The 21,671-nt window shown below is 69.6% G+C and carries 23 protein-coding genes and 1 pseudogene; 8 read left to right on the top strand and 16 right to left on the bottom strand.

Annotated elements, in window-relative coordinates:
• Nucleotides 1-2: 2 nt before the first annotated feature.
• Complete coding sequence (locus RYH80_RS00630) at nucleotides 3-251, bottom strand: DUF7120 family protein (RefSeq protein WP_370901926.1); 249 nt, start codon at nucleotides 249-251, stop codon at nucleotides 3-5.
• 214 nt (nucleotides 252-465) lie between these two features.
• On the opposite strand from RYH80_RS00630, the gene RYH80_RS00625 reads away from it, so the two are divergent.
• Nucleotides 466-849 (top strand): thioredoxin family protein, encoded by a 384-nt coding sequence (locus RYH80_RS00625; RefSeq protein WP_370904618.1) that lies wholly within the window; start codon nucleotides 466-468, stop codon nucleotides 847-849.
• A gap of 51 nt (nucleotides 850-900) precedes the next feature.
• Here the strand turns inward: RYH80_RS00625 and RYH80_RS00620 are convergent, their stop codons facing one another.
• On the bottom strand, nucleotides 901-2,100 hold the full coding sequence (locus RYH80_RS00620; RefSeq protein WP_370901925.1) for a methionine adenosyltransferase: 1,200 nt from the start codon (nucleotides 2,098-2,100) through the stop codon (nucleotides 901-903).
• Between the two features lie 149 nt (nucleotides 2,101-2,249).
• On the opposite strand from RYH80_RS00620, the gene RYH80_RS00615 reads away from it, so the two are divergent.
• Nucleotides 2,250-2,636, top strand: a complete 387-nt coding sequence (locus tag RYH80_RS00615; protein WP_370901924.1) for a Rid family hydrolase — start codon at nucleotides 2,250-2,252, stop codon at nucleotides 2,634-2,636.
• Nucleotides 2,637-2,679: 43 nt separating this feature from the next.
• Here the strand turns inward: RYH80_RS00615 and cyaB are convergent, their stop codons facing one another.
• The gene (gene cyaB, locus RYH80_RS00610) at nucleotides 2,680-3,270 is read right to left on the bottom strand and encodes a class IV adenylate cyclase (RefSeq protein WP_370904617.1); all 591 of its coding nucleotides are present in this window, start codon (nucleotides 3,268-3,270) and stop codon (nucleotides 2,680-2,682) included.
• 252 nt (nucleotides 3,271-3,522) lie between these two features.
• The gene (gene hflX / locus RYH80_RS00605) at nucleotides 3,523-4,824 is read right to left on the bottom strand and encodes a GTPase HflX (protein ID WP_370901923.1); all 1,302 of its coding nucleotides are present in this window, start codon (nucleotides 4,822-4,824) and stop codon (nucleotides 3,523-3,525) included.
• 355 nt (nucleotides 4,825-5,179) lie between these two features.
• Here hflX and RYH80_RS00600 point away from each other — a divergent pair, with 355 nt between their 5' ends.
• The 3 genes and pseudogenes from RYH80_RS00600 (at nucleotide 5,180) to RYH80_RS20125 (ending at nucleotide 7,908) form a co-directional block, all read left to right on the top strand.
• The gene (locus RYH80_RS00600; RefSeq protein ID WP_370901922.1) at nucleotides 5,180-6,790 is read left to right on the top strand and encodes a DNA polymerase Y family protein; all 1,611 of its coding nucleotides are present in this window, start codon (nucleotides 5,180-5,182) and stop codon (nucleotides 6,788-6,790) included.
• Between the two features lie 68 nt (nucleotides 6,791-6,858).
• Nucleotides 6,859-7,191 (top strand): annotated as a pseudogene (locus RYH80_RS00595) (ArsR/SmtB family transcription factor); the annotation flags it as partial.
• A gap of 3 nt (nucleotides 7,192-7,194) precedes the next feature.
• Nucleotides 7,195-7,908, top strand: coding sequence for a hypothetical protein (locus RYH80_RS20125; RefSeq protein ID WP_489753330.1), 714 nt, complete (start codon nucleotides 7,195-7,197; stop codon nucleotides 7,906-7,908).
• Between the two features lie 59 nt (nucleotides 7,909-7,967).
• Here RYH80_RS20125 and RYH80_RS00590 read toward each other — a convergent pair whose 3' ends face one another.
• On the bottom strand, nucleotides 7,968-8,576 hold the full coding sequence (locus RYH80_RS00590; protein WP_370901921.1) for a DUF8526 domain-containing protein: 609 nt from the start codon (nucleotides 8,574-8,576) through the stop codon (nucleotides 7,968-7,970).
• A 242-nt stretch (nucleotides 8,577-8,818) separates the two neighbouring features.
• On the opposite strand from RYH80_RS00590, the gene RYH80_RS00585 reads away from it, so the two are divergent.
• Nucleotides 8,819-9,646, top strand: a complete 828-nt coding sequence (locus tag RYH80_RS00585) for an amidohydrolase family protein (protein ID WP_370901920.1) — start codon at nucleotides 8,819-8,821, stop codon at nucleotides 9,644-9,646.
• Between the two features lie 142 nt (nucleotides 9,647-9,788).
• Here RYH80_RS00585 and RYH80_RS00580 read toward each other — a convergent pair whose 3' ends face one another.
• The 4 genes from RYH80_RS00580 to RYH80_RS00565 form a co-directional block, all read right to left on the bottom strand.
• Nucleotides 9,789-10,880, bottom strand: coding sequence for a glycosyltransferase family 2 protein (locus RYH80_RS00580; RefSeq protein WP_370901919.1), 1,092 nt, complete (start codon nucleotides 10,878-10,880; stop codon nucleotides 9,789-9,791).
• Nucleotides 10,881-11,059: 179 nt separating this feature from the next.
• On the bottom strand, nucleotides 11,060-11,332 hold the full coding sequence (locus RYH80_RS00575; RefSeq protein ID WP_370901918.1) for an ArsR family transcriptional regulator: 273 nt from the start codon (nucleotides 11,330-11,332) through the stop codon (nucleotides 11,060-11,062).
• A gap of 317 nt (nucleotides 11,333-11,649) precedes the next feature.
• Nucleotides 11,650-11,832: a hypothetical protein gene (locus tag RYH80_RS00570; RefSeq protein ID WP_370901917.1), complete on the bottom strand. Its 183-nt coding sequence runs from the start codon at nucleotides 11,830-11,832 to the stop codon at nucleotides 11,650-11,652.
• A 95-nt stretch (nucleotides 11,833-11,927) separates the two neighbouring features.
• Nucleotides 11,928-12,803, bottom strand: a complete 876-nt coding sequence (locus RYH80_RS00565) for an HAD-IIA family hydrolase (protein WP_370901916.1) — start codon at nucleotides 12,801-12,803, stop codon at nucleotides 11,928-11,930.
• A 133-nt stretch (nucleotides 12,804-12,936) separates the two neighbouring features.
• Here RYH80_RS00565 and RYH80_RS00560 point away from each other — a divergent pair, with 133 nt between their 5' ends.
• The gene (locus RYH80_RS00560; protein WP_370901915.1) at nucleotides 12,937-13,692 is read left to right on the top strand and encodes a GTP cyclohydrolase III; all 756 of its coding nucleotides are present in this window, start codon (nucleotides 12,937-12,939) and stop codon (nucleotides 13,690-13,692) included.
• A gap of 127 nt (nucleotides 13,693-13,819) precedes the next feature.
• Here the strand turns inward: RYH80_RS00560 and RYH80_RS00555 are convergent, their stop codons facing one another.
• The 6 genes from RYH80_RS00555 to RYH80_RS00530 all read right to left on the bottom strand — a co-directional run bounded on the left by RYH80_RS00555 (nucleotide 13,820) and on the right by RYH80_RS00530 (nucleotide 19,798).
• A complete protein-coding gene (locus RYH80_RS00555; RefSeq protein WP_370901914.1) occupies nucleotides 13,820-14,587 on the bottom strand; it encodes an ABC transporter ATP-binding protein in 768 nt (255 codons plus the stop codon).
• On the bottom strand, nucleotides 14,584-15,915 hold the full coding sequence (locus RYH80_RS00550; RefSeq protein WP_370901913.1) for a branched-chain amino acid ABC transporter permease: 1,332 nt from the start codon (nucleotides 15,913-15,915) through the stop codon (nucleotides 14,584-14,586). Before RYH80_RS00550 ends, RYH80_RS00555 begins: the two co-directional genes overlap by 4 nt.
• Nucleotides 15,912-16,841 (bottom strand): branched-chain amino acid ABC transporter permease, encoded by a 930-nt coding sequence (locus RYH80_RS00545; protein ID WP_370901912.1) that lies wholly within the window; start codon nucleotides 16,839-16,841, stop codon nucleotides 15,912-15,914. The genes RYH80_RS00550 and RYH80_RS00545 overlap by 4 nt, the downstream gene beginning before the upstream one ends.
• 7 nt (nucleotides 16,842-16,848) lie before the next feature.
• Nucleotides 16,849-18,231, bottom strand: a complete 1,383-nt coding sequence (locus RYH80_RS00540; RefSeq protein ID WP_370901911.1) for an ABC transporter substrate-binding protein — start codon at nucleotides 18,229-18,231, stop codon at nucleotides 16,849-16,851.
• Between the two features lie 257 nt (nucleotides 18,232-18,488).
• Complete coding sequence (locus tag RYH80_RS00535; RefSeq protein ID WP_370901910.1) at nucleotides 18,489-19,193, bottom strand: ABC transporter ATP-binding protein; 705 nt, start codon at nucleotides 19,191-19,193, stop codon at nucleotides 18,489-18,491.
• Nucleotides 19,194-19,324: 131 nt separating this feature from the next.
• Nucleotides 19,325-19,798, bottom strand: a complete 474-nt coding sequence (locus tag RYH80_RS00530) for a hypothetical protein (RefSeq protein ID WP_370901909.1) — start codon at nucleotides 19,796-19,798, stop codon at nucleotides 19,325-19,327.
• Nucleotides 19,799-20,119: 321 nt separating this feature from the next.
• On the opposite strand from RYH80_RS00530, the gene RYH80_RS00525 reads away from it, so the two are divergent.
• Complete coding sequence (locus RYH80_RS00525; RefSeq protein WP_370901908.1) at nucleotides 20,120-20,779, top strand: DUF6517 family protein; 660 nt, start codon at nucleotides 20,120-20,122, stop codon at nucleotides 20,777-20,779.
• A gap of 146 nt (nucleotides 20,780-20,925) precedes the next feature.
• On the opposite strand, the gene RYH80_RS00520 is transcribed toward RYH80_RS00525, so the two are convergent.
• Nucleotides 20,926-21,279, bottom strand: coding sequence for a response regulator (locus RYH80_RS00520; RefSeq protein ID WP_370901907.1), 354 nt, complete (start codon nucleotides 21,277-21,279; stop codon nucleotides 20,926-20,928).
• Nucleotides 21,280-21,671 lie beyond the last annotated feature (392 nt).

The following is a 21,671-nucleotide window of genomic DNA, read 5'->3' as shown; positions in this document are numbered from 1 at the left end:
CCTCAGAAGGTGTACTCGTCGCCGGTCCCCTCGTCTTGGAGCGCCGGGTCCTGCTGTTCGTCCGTCATCTGGTCGAACATGCTCTCGTCCATCTCCGTCGTCGGCTCGTCTTCGGTCGTCTGGTACGCCGACAGGCCACGCGAGAGGAGGTCCTCGACCGCCTGGTCGCGGTTGATGAACTCTCCCTGCTCGACGAGCCGCCGGATCTCGCCGTCGGTCTGGTCCGACAGCGACACTTCGATCTGAGTCACGAGTCGAGGGTTCCAACTTCACACGGATAAAGCCTCGTTCGGTCGCCGAGCGTGGGACACGACGGCGGTCGTGAAGCTGCCCGGTCTGTCGCTGGCCGTCCCGCACCCACCGGCCGGAACCACCGGAGGTGGTGTGTTCAAACCGGCCGAGCACCCACGTGTCGGTGTGGCGACCGAACGTACGCGACTCGGCGAGACGCCGAGTCGGACGACACTGGCCGAGACCGACCTGGAGACGCTCCGTCCCGCGCCCGACTGGGACGCCGCCGCGCACGCCGACGCGGTAGAGACACTGGGGACGGCGGAACTCACCTACCACGTCTGGACCGCCGACTGGTGTCCGGACTGTCGCGAGCAGGTGCCCGCGTTCGCGGCGGCCCTCGACGCGGCCGGTGTGGACCCGAGTGCCGTCCACGTCTACCCGGTCGAACGGGACGACGACGGTAAGTACGGCCCCGGGATGGAGACGTTCGACGTGTCACTGATCCCGACGGTGGTCGTCGAGCGCGACGGCGAGGAACTGGCGCGGTTCGAGGAGTCCGCGCCACGCCCGCTCGTGGTCGCCCTCGCGGCGGCGCTGGCCGACGCGACCGAGTGACTGCTCCGGGCGAGTCGTGGGCGACGGCTGCCCGACCGATCGGGCTCGACTTCAGAAGGTGGACACGTCGCCCTCGACGGCGCGACGGGTCACGTCGGTGACGTTCGCGAGCTTCTCGTCGACGATCTCCGTCACCTCCGCCTCCACGTCGGCGACCGTGACGCCGTCCTCGGTGACGACACGGGTGTCCGCGACGTGTGGCCGGTCGATGGGCCGGCCGATCTGGCTGAGAATCCGGATCTGGAGGTCGCGAATCCCGTCGGCCTCGTCGACGACCGCGTGGGCGACCTCCGTCGACAGCAGGTTGTAGATCTTCCCGATGTGGTTGACCGGGTTCTTGCCGGAGGTCGCCTCCATACTCATCGGCCGGTTCGGCGTGATGAGCCCGTTCGCGCGGTTCCCGCGTCCCACGGAGCCGTCGTCACCCTGTTCGGCCGACAGCCCGGTGGTGGTGAGGTAGATCGACCCCGCCTCCAGGTCGTCGGCCGTGTTGACCTCCACGGAGACCGTCCGGTCAGTGTGCGACTCCGCGAGATCGGCGACGAACGCCTCGATCTCCTCGACGGCCGCGACGTAGTCGTCTACGTCGTCGACGTACCGGTCGACGATGGCCGCCGCGACGGTGATGTCGACGTGGTCGCCCTCGCGTTTCCCCATGATCTTCACGTCCGGGCCGAGTTCCGGGTGGTCGGCCGCGTACGAGCCGTTGAGTTCCCGTTCGGCGGTGAGGACGATCTCCTCCGTCTCCGTGAGCGGTGCGTGCCCGACGCCGTAGGAGGTGTCGTTGGCCATCGGCACCTCGACGCCGTCCTCGCCGAAGACGCTCTGGAGGTCACCCGACCCCTCGCCGAGTTTCACGTCGATCACCACGTCCGTCTCCAAGTCCAACTCCGGCGCGACGCTCGCGAGGTACTCGCGGGCCGCCGACAGGGCCGTCGACTCGACGGGGAACTGCTCGCCCTCGTACTCCTTCGTCGCCCGGCCGACGATCAGGATGTAGATCGGCTCCAAGACTTCGCCGCCCTCGAACGCCGGGGCGGCACGCCCGGCGACGAGTTGCGTCTCGTCGGTGTTGTAGTGGAGCACCTTCCCGACGCGGTCGAGGTACAACTGCGAGAGCGACCGCGAGACGGCCTCGGCGATCCCGTCACAGATCGAGTCCGGGTGGCCGATCCCCTTGCGCTCCACGATCTCGACGTCCTGGTCTTCCACCGCGTTACGGTCCAACTGGGAGACGCGTACGTTCCTCATTACCTCGACTGTCGGACGCTGGGGTTGCTATAACTTGCGAAAAGTACGCGGGTACTCTGGATAACCCGTGGGTATACCGTACTGGGTGTCCACCCGGACTCCGCCTCCCGGCCGGTAGGTTCAGGTCGTCCGGCTCCGACGGGCACCGCGTGACCAGACGACGCGTCTCCAGCGGGACGGAGTGGGAGGAGCGAGTCGGTTACTCGCGGGCGGTCCGGACGGGCGACACCGTCCGCGTCGCCGGGACGACTGCGGTCGACGAGGACGGTGAACCGATGACCGAGGCCGGGCCGGCCGCACAGACCGAGCGCGCCCTGGAGATCGTGGGCGAGGCACTCGCCGAGGCCGACGCAGCGCTCTCCGACGTGGTCCGGACGCGACTGTACGTGACGGACGCCGACGACTGGGAGGCGGTGGGTCGCGCCCACGGGCGGATGTTCGAGGACGTGCGCCCGGCAACGACGCTCGTCGAGGTGGCCGCGTTGATCGAGCCGGGACTCGTCGTCGAGGTGGAGGCGACCGCGGTCGTGGAGTGACTGGGTCGGCACGCCCTCCGAGTGATGATGATGCGTCGTGTGGCTACGTCCCGTCGAGCAACAGTCCGAGGTAGGAGGTGCGGATCTGCTCGTCCGGATCCAGCCCGAGTCGGTCGAGCAGCTCGCGAGCACCGTCTCGCACCGCCGTGACGCGGTCGCGGGTGGTCTCGCGTTCCACCTCGACGAACGTCCCCAGGTCCGTCACCGTGTCGAGGGTGACGACGTAGTCGTCGAGAGCGAACCGCTCGCGGTGTTTCTCGACGGTCGCCGCCGGCTCGTAGCCTAGCCCGTCGAGGACACCCGCCAACGCCTCGCCGTCCGCGACGGCCGTCTCGTACTCCTCGCGCGTCTTCGACTCGGTCTCCACCAGCGGCCCCTTGTACGTCACCTTCGTCGTCTCCGTCTCGGCCGTGGGTTCGGGCTCGCCGGGGTCCGTCTCGCCGCCGTACTCGTCTGGCTCCGGCGCGACGACCGTCTCGCGTCTGATCCGGAGCGCCTCGTCCGTCTCCGCGAAGTCGCGGTCCGGCGCGTCGTAGTAGGTGTCGACCTGCTCGACGGCACCCAGTGGCTCCGCGTCCGACTCCGCGAGTTCGGCGCGGACCGCCTCGTGGTCCGCGCGCACCTTCACCTCCACCTCGTAGGCGCCACCGTTTGTCTCGTCACCCCCACCGTCGGTCTCGTCGACCCCGCCGTCGGTCTCGTCGACCCCACTGGCACCCTCGCCGCTACCGTCGTCCGCTCCTGTCTCGGTCACGCTCGGACAGGCGAGGGCCGACGAGAAGAGCGTTGTCGTGTCCGCGCGAGCACCTCGCCGCTCGGGTCGCCTCCGGTCGCGCGCCAGCACCCTGTCGCTCGGGTCGGGTCCGGTGGTGGTCCGACCGCGGGACTACTCGGACCCGTCGAGCGACGCCGCGCGCCGCTCGGCCTCCGCGACCACGTCCGGCCGGCCGGCGAACTCGACGGTCACGCCGTCTCCCTCGTACGTCGTCTCCGTCTCCCCGCGGTCGTGGAGCCACGAGACGAGCGCCTGCGCCTCGCCCGTGTTCGGCAACTCCAGCGTCGTCTCTCCGCTCGGGAGCCGTTGGACCAGCACCGTGGTGAGTCGGTCGACACCGTCCCCGTGCAGCGCGGAGATCGCCACCGGATCGGCCGCGTCGGGCGCCAACTCCGCGACCGTCTCGCGACGCTGCGCCAGCGTCGCCTCGTCGACGGCGTCGACCTTGTTCAACACCGGGATCACACACTCGGGATCGGCCTCGCCGGCCAACACGTCCAGGGTCGTCTCGGCGCGCCGGCGGAAGGGTTCCTCGTCCATCGCGGCGTCGATCACCGCGGCCACCGCGTCACTGTCGGCGATCTCCGAGAGCGTGGTCGAGAACGACTCCACCAGATCGTGTGGGAGGTCGTCGATCAGCCCGACCGTGTCCGTCACGAGCAGTCGCCGCCCGTCGACGGTCGCCCGACGGGTCGTCGTCTCCAGCGTCTCGAACAGCCGGTCTTCGGCGTTGGCGGCGACGGACTCGTCGTCGTGGGCGGCGTCGTGGTCCGCCAACGACAACTCGTCGGCCAACCGGTGGGTCAGCGTCGACTTCCCGGCGTTCGTGTACCCCGCCACGGCGACGAGGTCGAATCCCTGTTCGCGTCGCTCGGCGCGACGGTCACGCGCCGCCGCCTCCAACTCTCGGAGCTCCGTCCGCAGGCGGTCGATCCGGTCGTCGACGTCGTACACCGGCGCCCCCTTCTCGGTGTAGGAACTCATCGACTGCATCTCAGTGATCTGTCGGAGTCGCGGAAACTCGTACTCGAGCGTCGCGAGTTCGACTTGGGTCTTCGCACGGGCGTCGCCCGCCCCGGCGGCGAAGATCTCCAACACCAGTCGGTAGCGGTCGACGACGCGCGTCTCCGCGGGGAGCAACCCGAGCAGGTCGCCGTACTGCCCCGGCGTGAGTTCCCCGTCGAACACCACCGCGTCGGCGTCCGTCTCGGCGACGCGACGGCCGAGTTCCTCCGCCTTCCCGCGCCCGAGGTTGTAGGTGCGGTCCTCGCGGCGGCGTTGGGTGAGGGTGTCGACCACCTCGAACCCGGCCGACTCGGCCAACCGTTCGATCTCCTCGGTGTCTGGCTGTGCGTCTGCGCGGCGGGCGGCCACTACGGCCCGCCCACCGTCGAGTCGTGATCCTGCTTGCATACGTGTCGTGCCGTCCCGCCGCGGCGCGTGGTGGTCGCGGGTCCCACCACACGCCCGGTGGACGGCGCCTCGCTCGTCGTGTCGTACGCCGTCTGGCGACGCCGTCCCGCCTCCGCGGCAGGACGGCGTGTCGCCGTTCCGACGAGCGCGTCCCCGCCGACGCGCTCACCGGCGCGTCGAGAATGAGGTCTTCATCTACACAAACCTGCTTCGGGACTCGACAAAAAGCTTCGCCCCGGTCGTGACCGACTCACACGGAGTCGGTTCCCTCCGACTCGGAGTCGTCACTCTGCGATTCCACTTCCACCGCGCGGGAGCCGAACCTTCACCACCACCGGCCGCCAACCGGAGATCGATGGAGGAGACGCTCCCCGGGGTGGGCGACGACGGGCCGGGCGAGCGGGTGGTGTGTCACGTCGACATGGACTGTTTCTACGCCTCGTGTGAGCGCCTGAAGGAGCCCGAGTTGGCCGGCGAGCCGGTCGTCGTCGGGATGGGGTACGAGTCCGGGGAGAGCCACGGCGCGGTGGCGACGGCGAGCTACGAGGCTCGGGAGTACGGCGTCGACTCCGCCCAGCCGATCTCGGACGCGCTCGACCGGCTCCCACGAGCCGCCGACGCCGACGCGTCCGATCCGGACGCCCCCGACCCCGCGGAGGCCGGCCACTACCGCCCGGTCGACATGGAGTTCTACGAGTCCGTCGCGAGCGACGTGAAGGCGGTGCTCCACGACCTCGCTGACACCGTCCGTGAGGTGTCTATCGACGAGGCGTACCTCGACGTGACAGACCGCACGCGGTGGGATCGGGTGGGTGAGGACGCCGACGACACCACGGCCGACACCGCGGCCGGCGGGGGCGGACCGGGCGACGGAACAGGCGGCGAGGGAGACGACAGCGGCGGTCGCACGCTCGCGGAGGGGTTCGCACGGCACGTCCGCGAGGAGATCCAGCGGCGCGTCGGTGTCCCGGCCAGCGTCGGCGTCGCGCCGAACATGGCCGTCGCCAAGGTGGCGTCGGACTACGACAAGCCGGACGGGCTGACAGTCGTCCCGCCGGACCGCGTGCGGGAGTTCCTCGCGCCGCTCCCGGTGGAGGACATCCACGGCGTCGGGCCGGTGCGGGCTCGCGAGTTCGCGGAGATGGGGATCGAGACCGCCGGGGACCTCGCGGCCGCGGACCCGACGACGCTCGTCGAACGGTTCGGCGACCGCGGCCGGGAGTTGTACGATCGGGCACGTGGCCGCGACGACCGCGAGGTGACCCCGCGCGGGCGACCGAAGTCGCTGTCGCGCGAGTCGGCGTTCACCGAGGCGACGAGCGACGAGACGGCGAAACGCGAGAAGGTCCGCGCGCTGGCGGCCGACGTGGCCGAGCGCGCCCGCTCGCGGGACGCGACCTACCAGACCATCGGGATCAAGGCCGTCCGGCCGCCGTTCGACGTGAACACCCGTGCGGAGTCGCTGTCTGGACCGGTCGACGATCCCGAGTTGGTCCGAGAGGTGGCACTGGAGTTGCTGACGGAGTTCGCGGACGAGGAGGTGCGGAAACTCGGCGTCCGGGTGTCGAAGCTCTCGTTCAGCGGCGGCGATCAGACGACACTCGGCGGCTACGACGCGGCGGACGCCGACCGGTCGGGCGAGAACGAGACGGCCGGCTGTGCGGCGACCGCGGCTGCGGGCGACGGTTCGGGGCCCGCCGCGGAGCCCGTCGCGTCTGCGACACTCGACGAGTGGGAGACGGAGAGCCGAGACCGTACTCCCCCGGAGACGCTCGCCGAGTGGGCCGCAGACGCCGGGACGACGGGCGGCCGGAGAGACGGGGAGACGGACGGCGACGGCGGCGTGGACGGGAACGGGCGACGGCGGCGACAGCCGTCGCTTCGCTCGTTCGACACTACCGACCGCGAAGGTGGCGGCGCCACCGAGACCGGCGAGACCGTGGACGAGGAGAGCGACGACGAGTGAGCCGAGCACTGGTAGGGACACCGCCGGGAGCGGGTCGTTCAAGTACGTCGGTCGCTAACCTCGCGTGTATGGAGTCCGCGGAGCTACTCGACCTGCTGGGCAACGAGAACCGGAGGCGGATCCTCCAGTTGCTCTCGCGGAAACCCTGTTACGTGACGGAGATCGGCGAGTACCTCGACGTGTCGCCGAAGGCCGTGATCGACCACCTGGAGAAACTCGAGGACGCGGGCCTCGTCGAGTCGCGAACCGACGGCAGCCGTCGGAAGTACTTCCACATCGCACGCGACGTGCGTCTGGAGGTGACCGTCTCCAGGCACGAGTACGGCACCAAGAGCGCGTACGCCGCCAACCCGAGCATGGACATCCTCGGGCGGTGTGCGCACGTCCGACTCGACCTCGACGGACTGCTCGAAGAGGCAGCGGACGGAGGTGGCGGAGACCGAGACGGTGGCGTTGATCGAACCGTCGACGAGAACCGGGACGAGGCCGGGAATCGAAGCGGGACCGGGGACCGAGCCGGGGACGACCACCCCGACGGGCGGACACACCCGGAGAGGGGGAAGTCACCGGGTCGGGACGGACGGCTGCGGGAAGATGCACCGACCTCCACGGGGCCGAGTGACCCCGCGGAGTCGGCCGCCGAGGGGAGTCAGACGACGGCGGACCGGTCGACGGACGGCACCACCGACCACGCCGAGCGCGTCGACGGCGGTCGAACGGCAGTCGGGGGTGCGGGCGACGGTGGTCGACACGCACGGGACGACCCGACGGAGACCGGTTCCGAGGGCGCCGACGGTGGACTCGCGGCGTTGGCCGGCGAGTACCGTCGCCTCCGCGAGATGGAGAACGAACTGTCGCTCGCACAGCGGTGGGTGCGTGGGCGTGTCGCCGACGTGCTCGATCGCGTCCAAGCGGCCACCGGGACAGACAGCGACGCACAGTTCCACGCCGAAGTGTTGGCCGCGGTCGTCGGGACAGACGGTAGCGAACGCGCGGTCGTCGGGGAGGTCGACGGCCCGCCCGGAGAGACGCGGCGGTGTCTCAGACGACTCGCCGAGGGTGGTCTCCTCGAGCACGACGACGGCGTCTGGCGCGTCGTCGACGACGGCGCGCGCTGAGCGGTCGAGTGTGCCGGTGGGGGCCGGTCGGTCGAGTGCGTCGGTGTCGCCGCGACGGCTCAGACGTCGCGGGTGACACCGGCACGGAGGTCGCGTCCGAAGTAGTGACCCACGAGCGAGACGAGGAGCCCGAGGCCGACCCCGACGGCGGTCAGCGTGATCCCGTACCGGCCGAGCACGTCCGTGCCGACGACGAAGCCGCCGGCAGACAGCGTGTTCAACACCAGTGCGACTGCCGCCGCGACGGCACCGGCGACGCTGGTCTCGACGTACGCCGAGTCACTCGCGACGAGCCCGTAGCCGAACGCGGCCGCGAACAGCCCGACGTACTGCGTGACGGCTCCGACGAACGGGACCGCACCGCCCGCGACCAACCCACCGACTGCGAGGCCGAGCGCCAGGAGGAACCGCTTCGGGCCGAACAACCCGGAGAGCCCCAGTGACGGGCGACCCGGCAGGCGACTCCGGAGCCCACCACTCGACTCGTCGGTCTCGGCACCGGCACCGTCGGCGGTCGCACCGGACGCGGCGGCGTCGCGAGTGGGCGCACCGGTCGTGGCGGTGTCCGCCGAGGCTCCTCCCGCCTCCACCTCGGCGTCGGGGTCGTCCGGCGGTTCTCCCACGTCGGACTCCGCCAACTCTCTGAGTTCGTCGAGACGCTCGCTCATACCGTCGTCTGCGCGCGGGCCACGTATGGGTCTTTCCCAGCGGTTCCCACCCGGAGAACCGGTCGTATCGCCCCTCCCGACGAGAGATTCCGACAGTCGGACGTGCGTGTCGGGGTCGGCCCGACCGACGTGTCGGCTTCGGTCCGACCGACGTGGCGGCTTCGGTCCGACGACCCGTACCGTCTTCCACCGCGACGGCGGACGTGAAAACACTAAGACGGCGGGCGTCGAAGCGGGGGACGATGTTGGAACTGGAGCACGGCTTCCGCGTCGTCGACGTACACGCACGGCTCGACCCGGACGCGGAGTCGGTCGCGACCGTCGGTCGCGACGTGTCGCCGGAGTCGCTCCAGCGGGAGCTCCACCAGGCGGGTGTCGTCCGGGCGGTCGTCGCACCGGGACCGCGTCCCGCCGGCGAGGGGTACGTCACGGCGAACAACGCCGTCGCGCGGCTCGCCGTCGACCGCCCGTTTCTCGCGTTCGCGCGGCTCAGCGGGCCACGCGACCCCGGCGAGAGTGCCACCGCCCGACTCCGGAACTTGGCGTCCTCGCCGGAGCCACACCACACCGACGCCGAGGACGCCGAACAGTACGCCTACGACGACCGGTTCCACGGGTTCACGCTCGACCCAGTTCGAGACGGCCTCCCCACGGAGGCGGTGTTGGAGGTCATCAGCGACGCCGGCCCGCCCGTTCGCGTCGCGGCCGGCGAGCAGTTCCCGCCCGAGACCGTCGCGGACACGCTGTGTGGGTACGACTTCCCGGTGATCCTCTCGTCGTTCGGTGGGTTCCCGCTGAACCGGGGGCTGATGCACGACGGGATCGACCTGCTGGAGGAGTACGACGACGTGTACCTCGACACCGCGTTCGTCCGCTACCGCGAACTACTCGAGCGCGGGCTGCTGGAACACCCCGACCGCGTGCTGTTCGGCTCCGGCGCACCGAGCACCCACCCGGACGTGAGCGTGATGGAGGTGCTCACGCTGGACGTCTCCGAGGACCTGATGCGACGTACGTTCTCGAAGAACGCGGCTCGCGTCGTCCCCGAACTCGGCCCGGGCGAGTCCTGATCGACTCGTCGTCGCGGCGTCGAGCGCGCGACCACTCGATCGCCGGACGCAGGACGCCGGACGGTACTCAGTCGTCGGACGCCTGACGGTACTCAGTCGTCGGACGCCTGACGGTACTCAGTCGTCGGACACCTGACGGTACTCAGTCGTCGGACGCCGACTCCTCGACACCCTCGTCGGCGCCCCCTTCGTCGGCTCCCACCTCGTCGGCGCCCCCTTCGTCGGCTCCCACCTCGTCGGCGCCCCCTTCGTCGGCTCCCACCTCGTCGGCGCCCCCTTCGTCGGCTCCCACCTCGCCCGCCTCTGCCTCCTCACCTCCGCCGTCGTCGTCGGCGTCGTAGACGGCGACGGCCCTGTCGTCGCGGTCGCTGAGTCCGTTGGGATTCCGTGTCGGTGTCCGGTCGCGGGCTCGTGCCGCGAGCCCGTCGGCAGCGCCGCGGACGGCACCCGCGAACACGTCGCGTCCGTTCCCGGCCCACCGGGAGGGCCGACTCTCGCCACGGACGACACCGCCGGCCGCCGTGAGAGCGTCCCCGACCGCGTGGCGTGTCGTCCGCCAGACCGTCCCGGGGCGGAGTCCGTAGTTCTTCACCAATCGGTACGCCAGCGCGCGGTACTTCCAGCGCCAGTCGAGGCGCTCGCGGCCACCGTCGGCCGCCTCGACGGTCGTCAGCGTCGCCGCCGCCGGCTCCCAGGTCACCGACACGTCGAGCGCGGCCAAGCGATGTGCGGCGTCGCGCGCGCCGCCGGTCTCCAGGTACTCGTCGAAGCCGTCCAGGCGTCGGACGGTCCCGGCGTCGAACGCGACGTTGTCGCCGTGGAAGTACGTCACCTCCCGTTCGCGGATCGTGCGTCGCTCGGGTGACTCGCTGGTCGTCCCGCCGTGGACCTCGCGGCGACAGGGGCCGGTGACGACGTTCGCGCCACCGGACAGTGCCTCCCGAACCGCGTCCGCCCACCCGTCGGTGACGTGGTGGTCGTCGCCGACGAGTGCCACGGCGTCGCCGCTCGCGGCCGCCAAGCCGGCGTTGCGAGCCACGTTGAGGTTCCGCTCGGACACCTCGACCAGTCGGTCCACCACCGGCGACGCTCTGACCATCCCGGTCGTCCCGTCTGCCGACGGCCCGTTGACGACGACGACCTCCACGTCGGGTGCCGCCGCTCCCAACGCCTCGAGCGTGCCCGCCAACTGGTCCCGGCCGTTCAGCGTCGGGACGACCACCGAGAGTCGCACGGACGAACTTGTCGGGAGGTGGGTGAAAAAACCTTGTCGGACGCACCCGCCGATCACGCGGACTCGTGGGGGGCGACTCGACGGCCGCCGTCGACGCGACACTCGGCCAGAGCCGGTGCTCGTCGCGTCCGGGTTCTACGAGTACCTGTCGAAAACTGTCGTACCGCTCCGTGATGTCGTCAGACGTTGAGGTAGTACACTTGCTTGCGCGCGTCCTCGAAGGAGTACCGCGAGCCGACGATCCCGGACTCGTCGAGGCGGTTGAGCGCGTACCGGACGGTCCGGTCCGGCAGGAGCGTCTCCTCGGCCAACTGCCCCTGCGACATCGGCGTCGCGTCCTCCAACACCTTCGCGACCAACTTCGCACTCGGCGGCAGCTCGCGCAGTCGGTCGCGGTACTCGGCGTCACTCAGCCTGTCTTCCGGGGTCGTCTCCGCGCGACTCGCACTCATACTCCGGTCGACTCGACGCCCGGTGGTAAAGGTTGGCTCATTACAGTCAAGACGCGTCGGTACTGTTGGAGGCCGTACAAGGCCCCTAAGTTTCTCTTGATTCGACCTCTTGTAACGCTGTGGGTTCTGGCGACACTTCGCAGTGTGGCCGTCGCCAGACGAGGGAGTAGTCCGTGTGCTCTGACCGACGCCCCCGTACGCACCGAGAACACTGTCGTGGTCGACGCACTCCGTGTGAGCCACTAGCTACCACACCGGGAGACGGCAGCCGGCGTCTGCCGCGTCCGGGACGGCAGTCACCGCGCCGGGGACCCCGGTCACCGTCGCGTCGTCGCGACACCCTCGACGACGACGACAGTCCCGTCACCGCCTCGGTCCCCGCTCTGGTCCTCGCCAGCGTCGCTCTCGCCGTCCGCGCCGTCGGGGACGCCGGACGACTGCGACGCGGCGCTCGGCGTGTCGGGACTGGTCCGGTAGACGTACGGCGAGTCGCGTTCCATCTCGCTCGGGAGTCACTCACTCTCACACTTGAGAGTTGTGACGGAGTGACACGGCGGTGGGCGGCGGCGAGCGGTGTCGGAGCCGTCCCGTTCCTTCAGCGGTCGTCCGGGCGACGCTCGTCGGTCCCGACTGCGTCGGCCGACCCCGGGGCGAGGGGTGACGCGTCCGTCGGCGGTGGGTCGACATCCTCGGCGTCGAGTACGCGAGACACGTCCGCCAGTGAGTCGAGGACGTAGTCGGGTGCGACGGACGCGTCCGCTACGTCCCCCGCGTCCGCGACGCCGGTCGTCACCAGCGCCGTCGTCGCGCCCGCACGGGCACCCAACGCCACGTCGGTCTCCAGGCGGTCGCCGACGACCAGCAGGTCCGCTGCGGGGACGCCGAGTCGCTCGCCGACGAGCTCGCGAGCCGTCGCCGACGGCTTTCCGGGGACGGCGTCGGGCTCGCGCTCCAACACGCCGGCGAGTGCGTTGGTGATCGCCCCCGACCCCGGCGCGGGACCGTCGGCGGTCGGGATGACGGGGTCCGGGTCCGTCCCGACGAACGCCGTCTCCTCGTCGACCGTCCGAATCGCACGGCGCATGTCCTCGTAGTCGAACGACTCGTCGACGGTCGAGACGACCACGTCCGCGAGCGTGGGGTCGGCCACGAATCGGAGATCCGTCGCCTCGGCCAACAGCTCGCGGACGCTGTCGGCGCCGAACACCGTCGCCACGTCGCCGGCGTGGTGTTCGCGGAGGTACCGGGCGGTCGCCGTCGCCGCCGTGACGACGGCCGCTGGCGTCACGGGAATCCCCGCACCGCCCAGTCGGTCGACGTACGCCGCCGGCCCCGCGGTCGGGTTGTTCGAACAGAACACCACCGGGAGCCCCGCCGCTCGGAGGTCGGCGACCGCCGCCGGCGCCCCGGCCAGTGGCTCGTCTCCCCGCACGACCGTGCCGTCGACGTCGAGGACGACCCCTCGGATCACGACCACTCGTAGGGGCGGTCGCACAATCAATCGCTCGGCGTCACGGCCCGCTTCGTAGCCGTCGGTCGAGCGCGCGTCACACATTCGTGAACGGTAACACCCTTGTGTCGGAGACCCCTGTACTGGGACAACAGTGACGAAGACGCAGTTGACCCACGTTCAGATCGACAACTACGGTCCGTGGACTGTGACGCCGGAACCCCGTCGAGAGATGGACCTCCAGACGCTGCAGTCGCGGTTGTACGCCGACGTGGCACAGTTCGTCGGCTCGCGCGACGGCTACGCCTTCTACGCGCGCGGCGACAACCTCGTCGCGGTGACCAACGGTCTCGACCGCGAGGCACACGAACTGCTCCAAGAGACCGTCTCGAACCGCTACCCGGTGAGCGTGAGTGTCGGTGTCGGCGTCGCCGAGCGACCGGCCGACGCGCTCGCCGACGCCTCCGAACTGCTCCAGACGGCCGGGAGTGCCCAGTCGGCCGACCGCACCGAGGTACTCGGCGGGACGTTCCACGACGACCCGGCCGTCGACGACCTCCAGGTGGCCCACTTCGACGTGGACGACGCGACCGGGAAGTACACCGACCGACTCAACGAGTTCGACACGTTCGTCAACATCGAGGGGGGCTACGCGAGTCTGATGAGTCACCTCCGAGCGGAACACGGCGCGCTCGCCTTCTTCGTGGGTGGCGACAACGTCATCGCCGTCTGTCCGGACCTCTCGGAGGAGGACTACCACGGCGCGATCCGACACGTCCGCGACGAGGCGGACGTGCAGTTGAAGGTCGGTGTCGGCGTCGGCCCGACGGCTCACGACGCCGGGATGGACGCGAAACACGCCCTGGAGGACTGTCGGTACGAGGGCACCGCCGTCGAAGTGGTCGACTGAGTCTCCTCTCTGGCGGCGCCGACGGCCTCTCGTTCTCGTCGTTCTCGTCGTTCGCCCGGTCACACCCCGACGAGACGGCGAGAGACGGACTGGGGTGCGAGACCGAGTCGACGCCCGCCTCGGGGCGTCAGGTCTCGATCGGCTGCCCGGTGTAGACGTTGACGACGCGCTCGTCTCTGACGACCTCCTCGGCGGGGCCGTCGGCGAGGACGGCACCCTCGTTGAGGACGATCAGCCTGTCGACCAACTCGACGAGCGACTCCAGCCCGTGTTCGATCACGACGAAGGTGGTCCCCTCGTCGTTGAGTTCGCGGATGTACGCCGACACTTCCGCGACCGTCTCGCCGGAGATCCCGGCGTACGGCTCGTCGAGCATCAACAGCTCCGGGTCGAGCATCAGCGACCGGGCGATCTCCAGCAGCTTCCGCTCGCCGCCGGAGAGCCGGCCGGCGTAGGCGTCGGCCAGACCGTCGAGGTCGAACCGTTCGAGCAGGCGGTCGGCCCGCTCGCGCACGACGCGTTCCCGGTCGCGGACGCTCTCTCCTTGCGCGAGCGCCCCGACGGCGCTCTCACCGGGGTGGCCGCGTGCGGCGGCCATCACGTTCTCGCGGACGGTCAACGTACCGAGCGGACGAGAGTGTTGGAACGTCCGCACCAACCCCTCTCTGGCGACGGCCTCGGGAGCGTCGCCGGTCACGTCGACACCGTCGAAGACGACTTCCCCGGCGGTCGGCTCCAGGAACCCGGTGACGCAGTCGAAGAGAGTCGTCTTCCCGGCGCCGTTCGGACCGACGAGCCCGACGAGCTCGCCGGACTCCACGCGCACGGACGCCTCGTCGACCGCGGTCAGTCCTCCGAACCGTTTCGTCAACTCGCGGGTCTCGAACAGTGTCACTTGAACACCTCCAGTTTCTCCGGGTCGCCGAACAGTCCCTCCGGTCGGTACCTGATCACGAGGATCAACAGGAGTCCGATCAGCCCGCCACGCAAGGCGTTGAACTGTGTCGCGTCGATCAGTCCGAGTTGCTGTGTGACGAGACTGTTCGTCAGGCGGACGAACAGTTCGAACGACATCACGATGGCCAGCCCCGTGATCGCGCCGCGGTGGTTCCCCGCGCCGCCGATCATCATCCCGATCCAGATGATCACCGTCACGTCGATGGAGATCAACGCCGGGTCGGCGGAACCGAAGAACATCCCCATCAGTCCGCCGGCCAGCCCCGCGACGACGGCGCCGAACGCGAACACCTGGAGTTTGTAGGAGTACGTCGACTTCCCCATGCCGCGGGTGGCGTCCTCGTCGGCCTGGATCGAGCGGAGTACCCGACCGTACGGCGAGGCGGACAGCCGGCGGAACCCCTCGTAGGCGACGAGCAGCAGCCCCGTGAACAGGGTCAGTGTCGCCAGGTCCTGGAGTGCCGCCGTCTCGGCCAGTGGCAACACACCCCCGGTCCCCGTCTCGACGACGAGTTGCGGGATGCCGACGAGCCCGCGGTTGCCGCCGAACGGGTCCCGGAACACCCGGACGATCTCGAAGAGGATCTCCGCGGCCGCGAGCGTCGTGATCGCGAGGTAGTCCTCGCGGAGTCGGAGCGACGACGCGCCCAACACGAGACCACCCCCGACGGCGGCGACGATCCCCACCGCCAGTCCCAACCCCCAGAACAGGTCGAGACCGGTGCCGCTGGCGAAGCCGGGCACGTCGGCGGAGATCAGCGCCGTCGCGTACAACCCGAGTCCGAGGAACAACACGGGGCCGAAGTTGATGATCCCCGTGTCGCCGAACTGGAGGTTCAGTCCGAGCAACACCATCGCGTACAACACGAACAGCGTCGCCTCCTCCATCACGACGAAGGCGAACCCCGGGAGGTCGAACCCGACCGGCAGCGCGAGGACCCCCAGCGTGGCGACGACCACGGCGACACCGACGGTCGCCGCACCACCCGGGAGGCTCGCGAAGACACCGTCCCCGTCGACGGCCAGGGTGGCCGTCTCGGCGGGACCGACCCGTGCGGCGTCGCCGCCGTCCGTCGCGGGTGTCTGTGCCGTCGTCGGGTCGCCGTCCCCGTGGTCGCCGCCGCCGTCCGACGCAGTGTCGGCGGGACCGTCTCCGCCCTGCTCGGGGCCGTCGCCGGCCCGTTCGCGGTCGGCGTCTCCGTGGGCTTCGCGGTCGTCTCCGCCCCGCTCGTGGTCGTCTCCGCCCCGCTCACGGTCGGCGGTCACGACGACACCTCCTCGCCCGCGATCCCCTCGGGGCGAACCAGCAGGATGACGACCAACACGAGGAACGCGACCGAGACCGGCACGTCAGAGAGCACCGGGACGCCCAGGCCCGCGACGATCTCCCGCGAGAGCCCGATCACGACCGCGCCGACGACGGCGCCGTAGATCGACCCGGCACCGCCGAGGATCGCGGCCGCGAGGACGAACAGGATCTGGTCGAACCCGACGACCGGCGAGGCCGACTCCCGGGTGAGCAGCAACACGCCGCCGACACCCGCCAGCGCCGAGGCGATCACCCAGGTGTACTGCCGGACGGTGTAGGCGGGCACGCCCGACAGCTCCGCCAGCGACTCGTTGCTGGCGGTGGCACGCATCGCGATCCCGAGATCCGTCCGCGTGAGCAACCCGTGGAGCCCGCCGAGCAACACCACCGCCAGCGCCATCGTCACGAGCATGTTCGTCGTGACGAAGAAGTCGCCCAGCAGGTCGACGCCGGCGACCGTCACCGCGGGGAGGTCGAACCGGAACGTCGTCGCCGGGACGGCGCCGTACGCCGCGCCCACGTCGACGAACCGCCGGTCCACGTCGAAGAAGAACGCGAACGCGTTCCGCAGGAGGAACCCGAGTCCGATGGACGTGAGCAACAACGGGATCGGTCCCTGCTCGTGGAGCGGGACGAAGAACACTCGCGAGACGACCCACCCGAGGACCGCCGTCGCCACCGTCGCCACGAGGAGACTACTCCAGATCCCCAACCCGCCGACCGCGACGGACGCCCACGCGACGTAGGCGCCGATGGTCACGTACTCGCCGTAGGCGAAGTTGATCATGTTGACGATCCCGTAGATCAGCGTGAACCCCATCGCCGCGACGGCGATCAGGGCACCCGTCTCCAGACCGAAGACGACGAACTGGAACAGCCCCATCGTGGACTCAGTTCGAACTCCGCTGGGCGTCCAGGTTCGTCCGGATGCGCTCGGCGGAGACGCTGTCGTTCTCGGTGAACCCGTCGCTCGTCACCTCGAAGATCCGAGCCTGGTTGAACACGTCGCCGAACTCGTTGAAGTCGACGGTCGTCTGGGCACCGACGTAGTCGATCTCCTCGCCCGCGTCCAACGCCTCCTTGCCGTCGGCGAACGTCTGGACCTTCGTCCCACCGGGGCGTGCGATCCGGCCGATCTGGCTCTGGATCTCGGTGTGGTCCGTGCTGTCGGCGGCGTGGATCGCCAGCGCCGACAGCGTGATCGAGTCGTACGACGACGCCGACCAGTTGTTGGGAGCCAGATCCGACGCGTAGTCGTTGTCGTCACGTCCGACGAAGCTCGACAGCTCCGAGCGGTAGTCGCTCGCGTACGGACCGGAGATGGCCGGCACGGACACCCGCATCCACCCGTCCATCTCCGCGGCGACCTGCCCGACGTTCGACACGGTGTCCGGATTCCGCAGGGGGTTCGACAGCATCAGGTTCCCGCCGTAGCCGCCGTCGCTCCAGTTGCGGATCAGCGTCGTGGCGCTGGGGACACCCATCGCGGTGCCGAGCACGTCGGCGTCCGACTCGTAGAAGCTGTCCAACTCCGAGCGGTACGCCGACTGTCCGGAGTCGACGGGAACCCGCTCGCCGGCCTCCACGCCGTCCAAGACGCCGATGGCAGACAGGAACGTCTCGGCCCACGTCGTCGACCCGGAGGTCTTGTTGTGGATCGCGCCGACGACCGCGCCGTCGGCTGTGGCACGGTTCGTGTGGATCGCGGCCGCGGTCGCGTGTTGGCTGTCCGCACCGGTCGTCCGCCAGAACCAGCCGTCGTCGCTCGTGTCGCCGGGCGTCCCGCCGTCGCCGCCACGCGTGTCGAGGAACCGCGTCCCGGCGTACATCGAGACGATGGGGACCTGCTGGTTCAGGATGAACTCCCAGTTGGGCTGGACGACTGTGGAGGTGAAGCCGTTGATCGTGGCCACGTCGTCCTGTTCGATGAAGGCGTTGAACACCTCGCGGGCCGTCTGCGGGCTCCGCTCGGTGTCGCGTCGCACGATCTCGATCTCCCGTCCCAGGGGGCCGTCCGCCTGGTTGATCTTCCGGACGGCCATGTCGGCCGACGCCGACACCGGCGGTTGGATCGCCTGCAGGTTACCGGACAGAAGCGCCGGCTGCCCCAGCGTGATCGTCCCACCGCCGCCACCGCCACCGGAACACCCAGCCAGTCCGGTGAGGCCGGCGACGCCGGCGGCTCCCGTGGCCCGCAGGAACCGCCTGCGTGTCGTCGCTCCGCTCGATCCGTCCGCTCGCGGTACACCCGTCGACTGTCTCTGTCGTGTCATGGTACCACGTACCACTACTCACCGGCAACTGCCAGACACATGAAATTACCGACCGTTCGGATCGTCGGTGTCCGGGGAACGGGACCGAGACGGTCGGTGATGTCCGATCACGTCGGACCCGTTCGTGACGGCAAACGAACACACCGGCGGAGACGGTCGAGACGGCGGTCGATCGGTCTCGGGCCCCGAGGAACACTCTAGACGGCGAGGACCCGTCTCAGGCCCCCAGGAACCGCTCCAGACGGCGAGGACCCGTCTCAGGCCCCCAGGAACTGCTCGCGGAACTGCTCGTCGTCCAGCAACTCCTCGGCGGGTCGCCCCTCGCCGAGCGTCCCCTGTGTGAGAACGTACCCCCGATCGGCGCGTCGGAGGATCTCCTCTGCGTTCTGTTCGACGACGAGCACCGCCGTCCCGTGTTCGTTGATCGTGTCGATCTCGTCGAAGAGGTCCTGTACGAGATCGGGAGCGAGGCCGGCTGACGGTTCGTCGAGCACCAGCAGGTCCGGTTCCGTCACGAGCGCACGACCGATGGCGAGCATCTGGCGTTGGCCACCGGAGAGCTCCCCGGCCTTCTGTGCCGTGCGGTCCGCCAAGATCGGAAACCGGTCGTAGATCCGGTCGACGACGTCCGACGGGACACCGTCGCGGGTGTACGCACCCATCACGAGGTTCTCGCGGACGGTGAGGTCGGGGAAGACGTTCTCGCCTTGTGGGGTCAACCCCATCCCGGCCTCGACCAACTCCACCGTGTCGTAGTCCGTCACGTCCGTCCCGTCGAAGGAGACCGTCCCACCGAGGCGGTCGGCCTGTCCGAACAACCCGTTCAACAACGTGCTCTTACCCGCGCCGTTGGGGCCGACGACCGTGACGTACTCCCCGTCCGCGACCGTCAGGTCGGCGTCGGTCACGATCTCCAACTCGCCGTACCCCACGTCGAACCCGCTGACGCGCAACAGTGACATCTCGACGGTGGTTCCGCGTGTGGGGTGTTCACTCTTGTGGCGGAGCCCGTGACACCGAGGTTCCGGCGCCCGTCCGGCGGAGCGGTCGCGAGCGGTGCAGACACGGCGTCGAGGGCGCCGGCGTGTCCCACTCAGTTCACGTCCTCGAGTCGCGTCCGTGCGACGATACTCGACTCGCCGTCCGCCCGTTCCGCGACGACGACGAGCGTCCGCTCCGGTGCGGCAGTTATCCTGACGACACCGTCGACCTCCTCGATCACTCGTTCCCGCGTGCCGACGACGACCCTGAGACGCTCCGCGTCCCCCTCGTTCGTCCACGTGACGACGGCGTCGCCGCCGGTGTAGGCCAACGACACCTGTGCCGACACCTGTCCCTCGACCGGCGAGTCACCGAACAACATCCACGTCCCCAACACCGCCGCCAGCGTCGCCGAGACGGCGACCATCGCGACCACCGCGATCACCGGAGTGATCCCGCGGTCGTCACCGGCTCGGCGGAGGCGACGAGCCGACGCCGCGAGCGAGCGGAGCCGACGCTCGTCTCGGTCCCGAGAGCAGACGCTGGTCGCTCCCGGCTCCGGCCGCGGCGCGTCGTCGTCTCTCATGTGGGTTCTCACTCGGTGGCGGGTCCCCCAGCCACCACGTCTCTGTCCGGTTTCTCTCCCACGGCGACCCGTCCGTCGTTCGTCCGAGCCGACGGCCGTCGGGCGGATAAACGTTCTCGCTCCGCTTCTCACGAGTGATAACGTACCGGGAGCGTCGGGTGGGGCCGTGAGCGGCTGATGCGTGGGTCGGGATCGACCGACCGCCGAGCCGTGACCGGGTCATCGGTGAGTCTCCGATCGGAGCCGACGGACTGAGTCGAGCGGGGGAGACAGTTCCGTCTCGGGAAACTATCATGTGGGTGGGCTTCCGTGTGGTGAGTCATGGTGGGACGACAGGGGATACTGGCAGTCGCACTGGTCGCGTGTGTGGTACTCTCGGGGTGTGCCGCGACACAACAGGAGTTCCGGTTCGAGGCGTCGCCGGCGAGTTTCGAGGACGCCTCTGTGTCGGAGGCCGGCTACGAGCAGACGGTGTCTCGCGAGGTGGTGCGGAACCGGAGCGTCGAGGCGGGCGGGTCGACGCGAGACGTGACGGTCGTGAACCACCTGCGGGTGTACGAGCGGCGGGCGACGATCGAGCCGTTGGGTGAACAGCAGATCGCGGCGGCGGCGGTGTTCACCTCGCCGTCGATCTCCATCGTCGGCCAGGAGTTCAACCCGCTGGCGGACGCCGAGCCGCGACGACTGGTCCGGCAGGCGACGAGCGTCGCGGGCGAGGATCTCCCCGGTGGGGGCCTCCAGAACGTCCAGTTCGAGGAGACGCGGACGACGACGGTGCTCGGGACGCAGACGAACCTGAGCGTGTTCACGGCGACGACGAGTATCCAGGGCGTCTCCGTCGACGTGTTCGTGCACGTCGCACGGGTGAAACACGAGGGCGACTACGTGATCGTCGCCGGCGTGTTCCCTGTCCGGTTCGCCGAGGAGGAGCGCCCGCGACTCCAGACGCTGTTCGACGCGACGACACACGAGTCCGAGTGAGCGGCACGGAGTAGTCGAGAGGGACCGAGTCGGGCGACGCGGGCCGGAATCCGGCGGCGAGGATCGAGTCGGGCGACGTAGGCCGGAATCCGGCGGCGAGGATCGAGTCGGGCGACGTAGGCCGGAATCCGGCGGCGAGGATCGAGTCAGGCGACGCTGGCGAGTTCTTCCCGGACCTCGTCGCCGTCGAACGGCTTCGTCACGTAGGCGTCCGCGCCGGCGGCGACGGCCTTCTTCATCATCTCGCGTTGTTCGACGCTGGTGATCATCACGACGGTCGTGTCCGGACTCTGGCCTTTGATCTCTTCGACCGCCTCGACGCCGTTCATCGCCGGCATCATGATGTCCATCGTCACGATGTCCGGCGACAGTTGTTCGAACTTGTCGACGGCCTCCACCCCGTTCTCCGCCTCCCCCACCACGTCGTACTCGTCGCTGACGGCGTCGCGGACCAACGTCCGCTGGAACCCCGAGTCGTCGACGATCAAGACTCGCTGCATCTCTGCCCCCGATTCGGTCCCTCCCGTTATCAACTCCGGGGTTCGCGTGGCGGTAGTGTTCAGATAAGGTTGAATTGTGGTGTGGGACTATCACTCAGGAAGCCCCGAGGCGATCGCGGTCGCTCGGTGACATATCGCGCCTCTTGCGCCCGGCTCCGCCGGTTGCAATCGAGGCGCGGCGCAGCCGCGCCTCGCAGGCACCGCCCGGCGCGATAGGGGCCGCCGAGACGACTGAAGTGAACGCGATCCCCTCGCCCCTTCCAGTCCCGCCCGAGACCGCCCCGCACGGCGCCTCACCCTCCCCAGCCTCGTCGCTCGCTCCGCTCGCTCCTCCCTCGCGCGTTCCTCGCGCGCCAACCGCAACAGTCGTCTTATCTGAACACCTCTCGCGT

Origin of the sequence: Halobaculum sp. MBLA0147 (assembly GCF_041361345.1) — an archaeon.
Taxonomy (GTDB): Archaea; Halobacteriota; Halobacteria; order Halobacteriales; family Haloferacaceae; genus JAHENP01.
The sequence above is the reverse complement of the archived record's forward strand: the minus strand, read 5'-3'. Positions and strand labels throughout refer to the sequence as shown.

What these genes read in the sequence shown, in the direction of transcription:
- RYH80_RS00540 (WP_370901911.1), bottom strand. Translation starts at nt 18,231, where the DNA reads ATGACACGACAGAGACAGTCGACGGGTGTACCGCGAGCGGACGGATCG.
- RYH80_RS00600 (WP_370901922.1), top strand. Translation starts at nt 5,180, where the DNA reads ATGGAGGAGACGCTCCCCGGGGTGGGCGACGACGGGCCGGGCGAGCGG.
- RYH80_RS00570 (WP_370901917.1), bottom strand. Translation starts at nt 11,832, where the DNA reads ATGGAACGCGACTCGCCGTACGTCTACCGGACCAGTCCCGACACGCCG.
- RYH80_RS00585 (WP_370901920.1), top strand. Translation starts at nt 8,819, where the DNA reads ATGTTGGAACTGGAGCACGGCTTCCGCGTCGTCGACGTACACGCACGG.
- RYH80_RS00535 (WP_370901910.1), bottom strand. Translation starts at nt 19,193, where the DNA reads ATGTCACTGTTGCGCGTCAGCGGGTTCGACGTGGGGTACGGCGAGTTG.
- RYH80_RS00530 (WP_370901909.1), bottom strand. Translation starts at nt 19,798, where the DNA reads ATGAGAGACGACGACGCGCCGCGGCCGGAGCCGGGAGCGACCAGCGTC.
- RYH80_RS00520 (WP_370901907.1), bottom strand. Translation starts at nt 21,279, where the DNA reads ATGCAGCGAGTCTTGATCGTCGACGACTCGGGGTTCCAGCGGACGTTG.
- RYH80_RS00545 (WP_370901912.1), bottom strand. Translation starts at nt 16,841, where the DNA reads ATGGGGCTGTTCCAGTTCGTCGTCTTCGGTCTGGAGACGGGTGCCCTG.
- RYH80_RS00590 (WP_370901921.1), bottom strand. Translation starts at nt 8,576, where the DNA reads ATGAGCGAGCGTCTCGACGAACTCAGAGAGTTGGCGGAGTCCGACGTG.
- RYH80_RS00575 (WP_370901918.1), bottom strand. Translation starts at nt 11,332, where the DNA reads ATGAGTGCGAGTCGCGCGGAGACGACCCCGGAAGACAGGCTGAGTGAC.
- RYH80_RS00620 (WP_370901925.1), bottom strand. Translation starts at nt 2,100, where the DNA reads ATGAGGAACGTACGCGTCTCCCAGTTGGACCGTAACGCGGTGGAAGAC.
- hflX (WP_370901923.1), bottom strand. Translation starts at nt 4,824, where the DNA reads ATGCAAGCAGGATCACGACTCGACGGTGGGCGGGCCGTAGTGGCCGCC.
- RYH80_RS00525 (WP_370901908.1), top strand. Translation starts at nt 20,120, where the DNA reads ATGGTGGGACGACAGGGGATACTGGCAGTCGCACTGGTCGCGTGTGTG.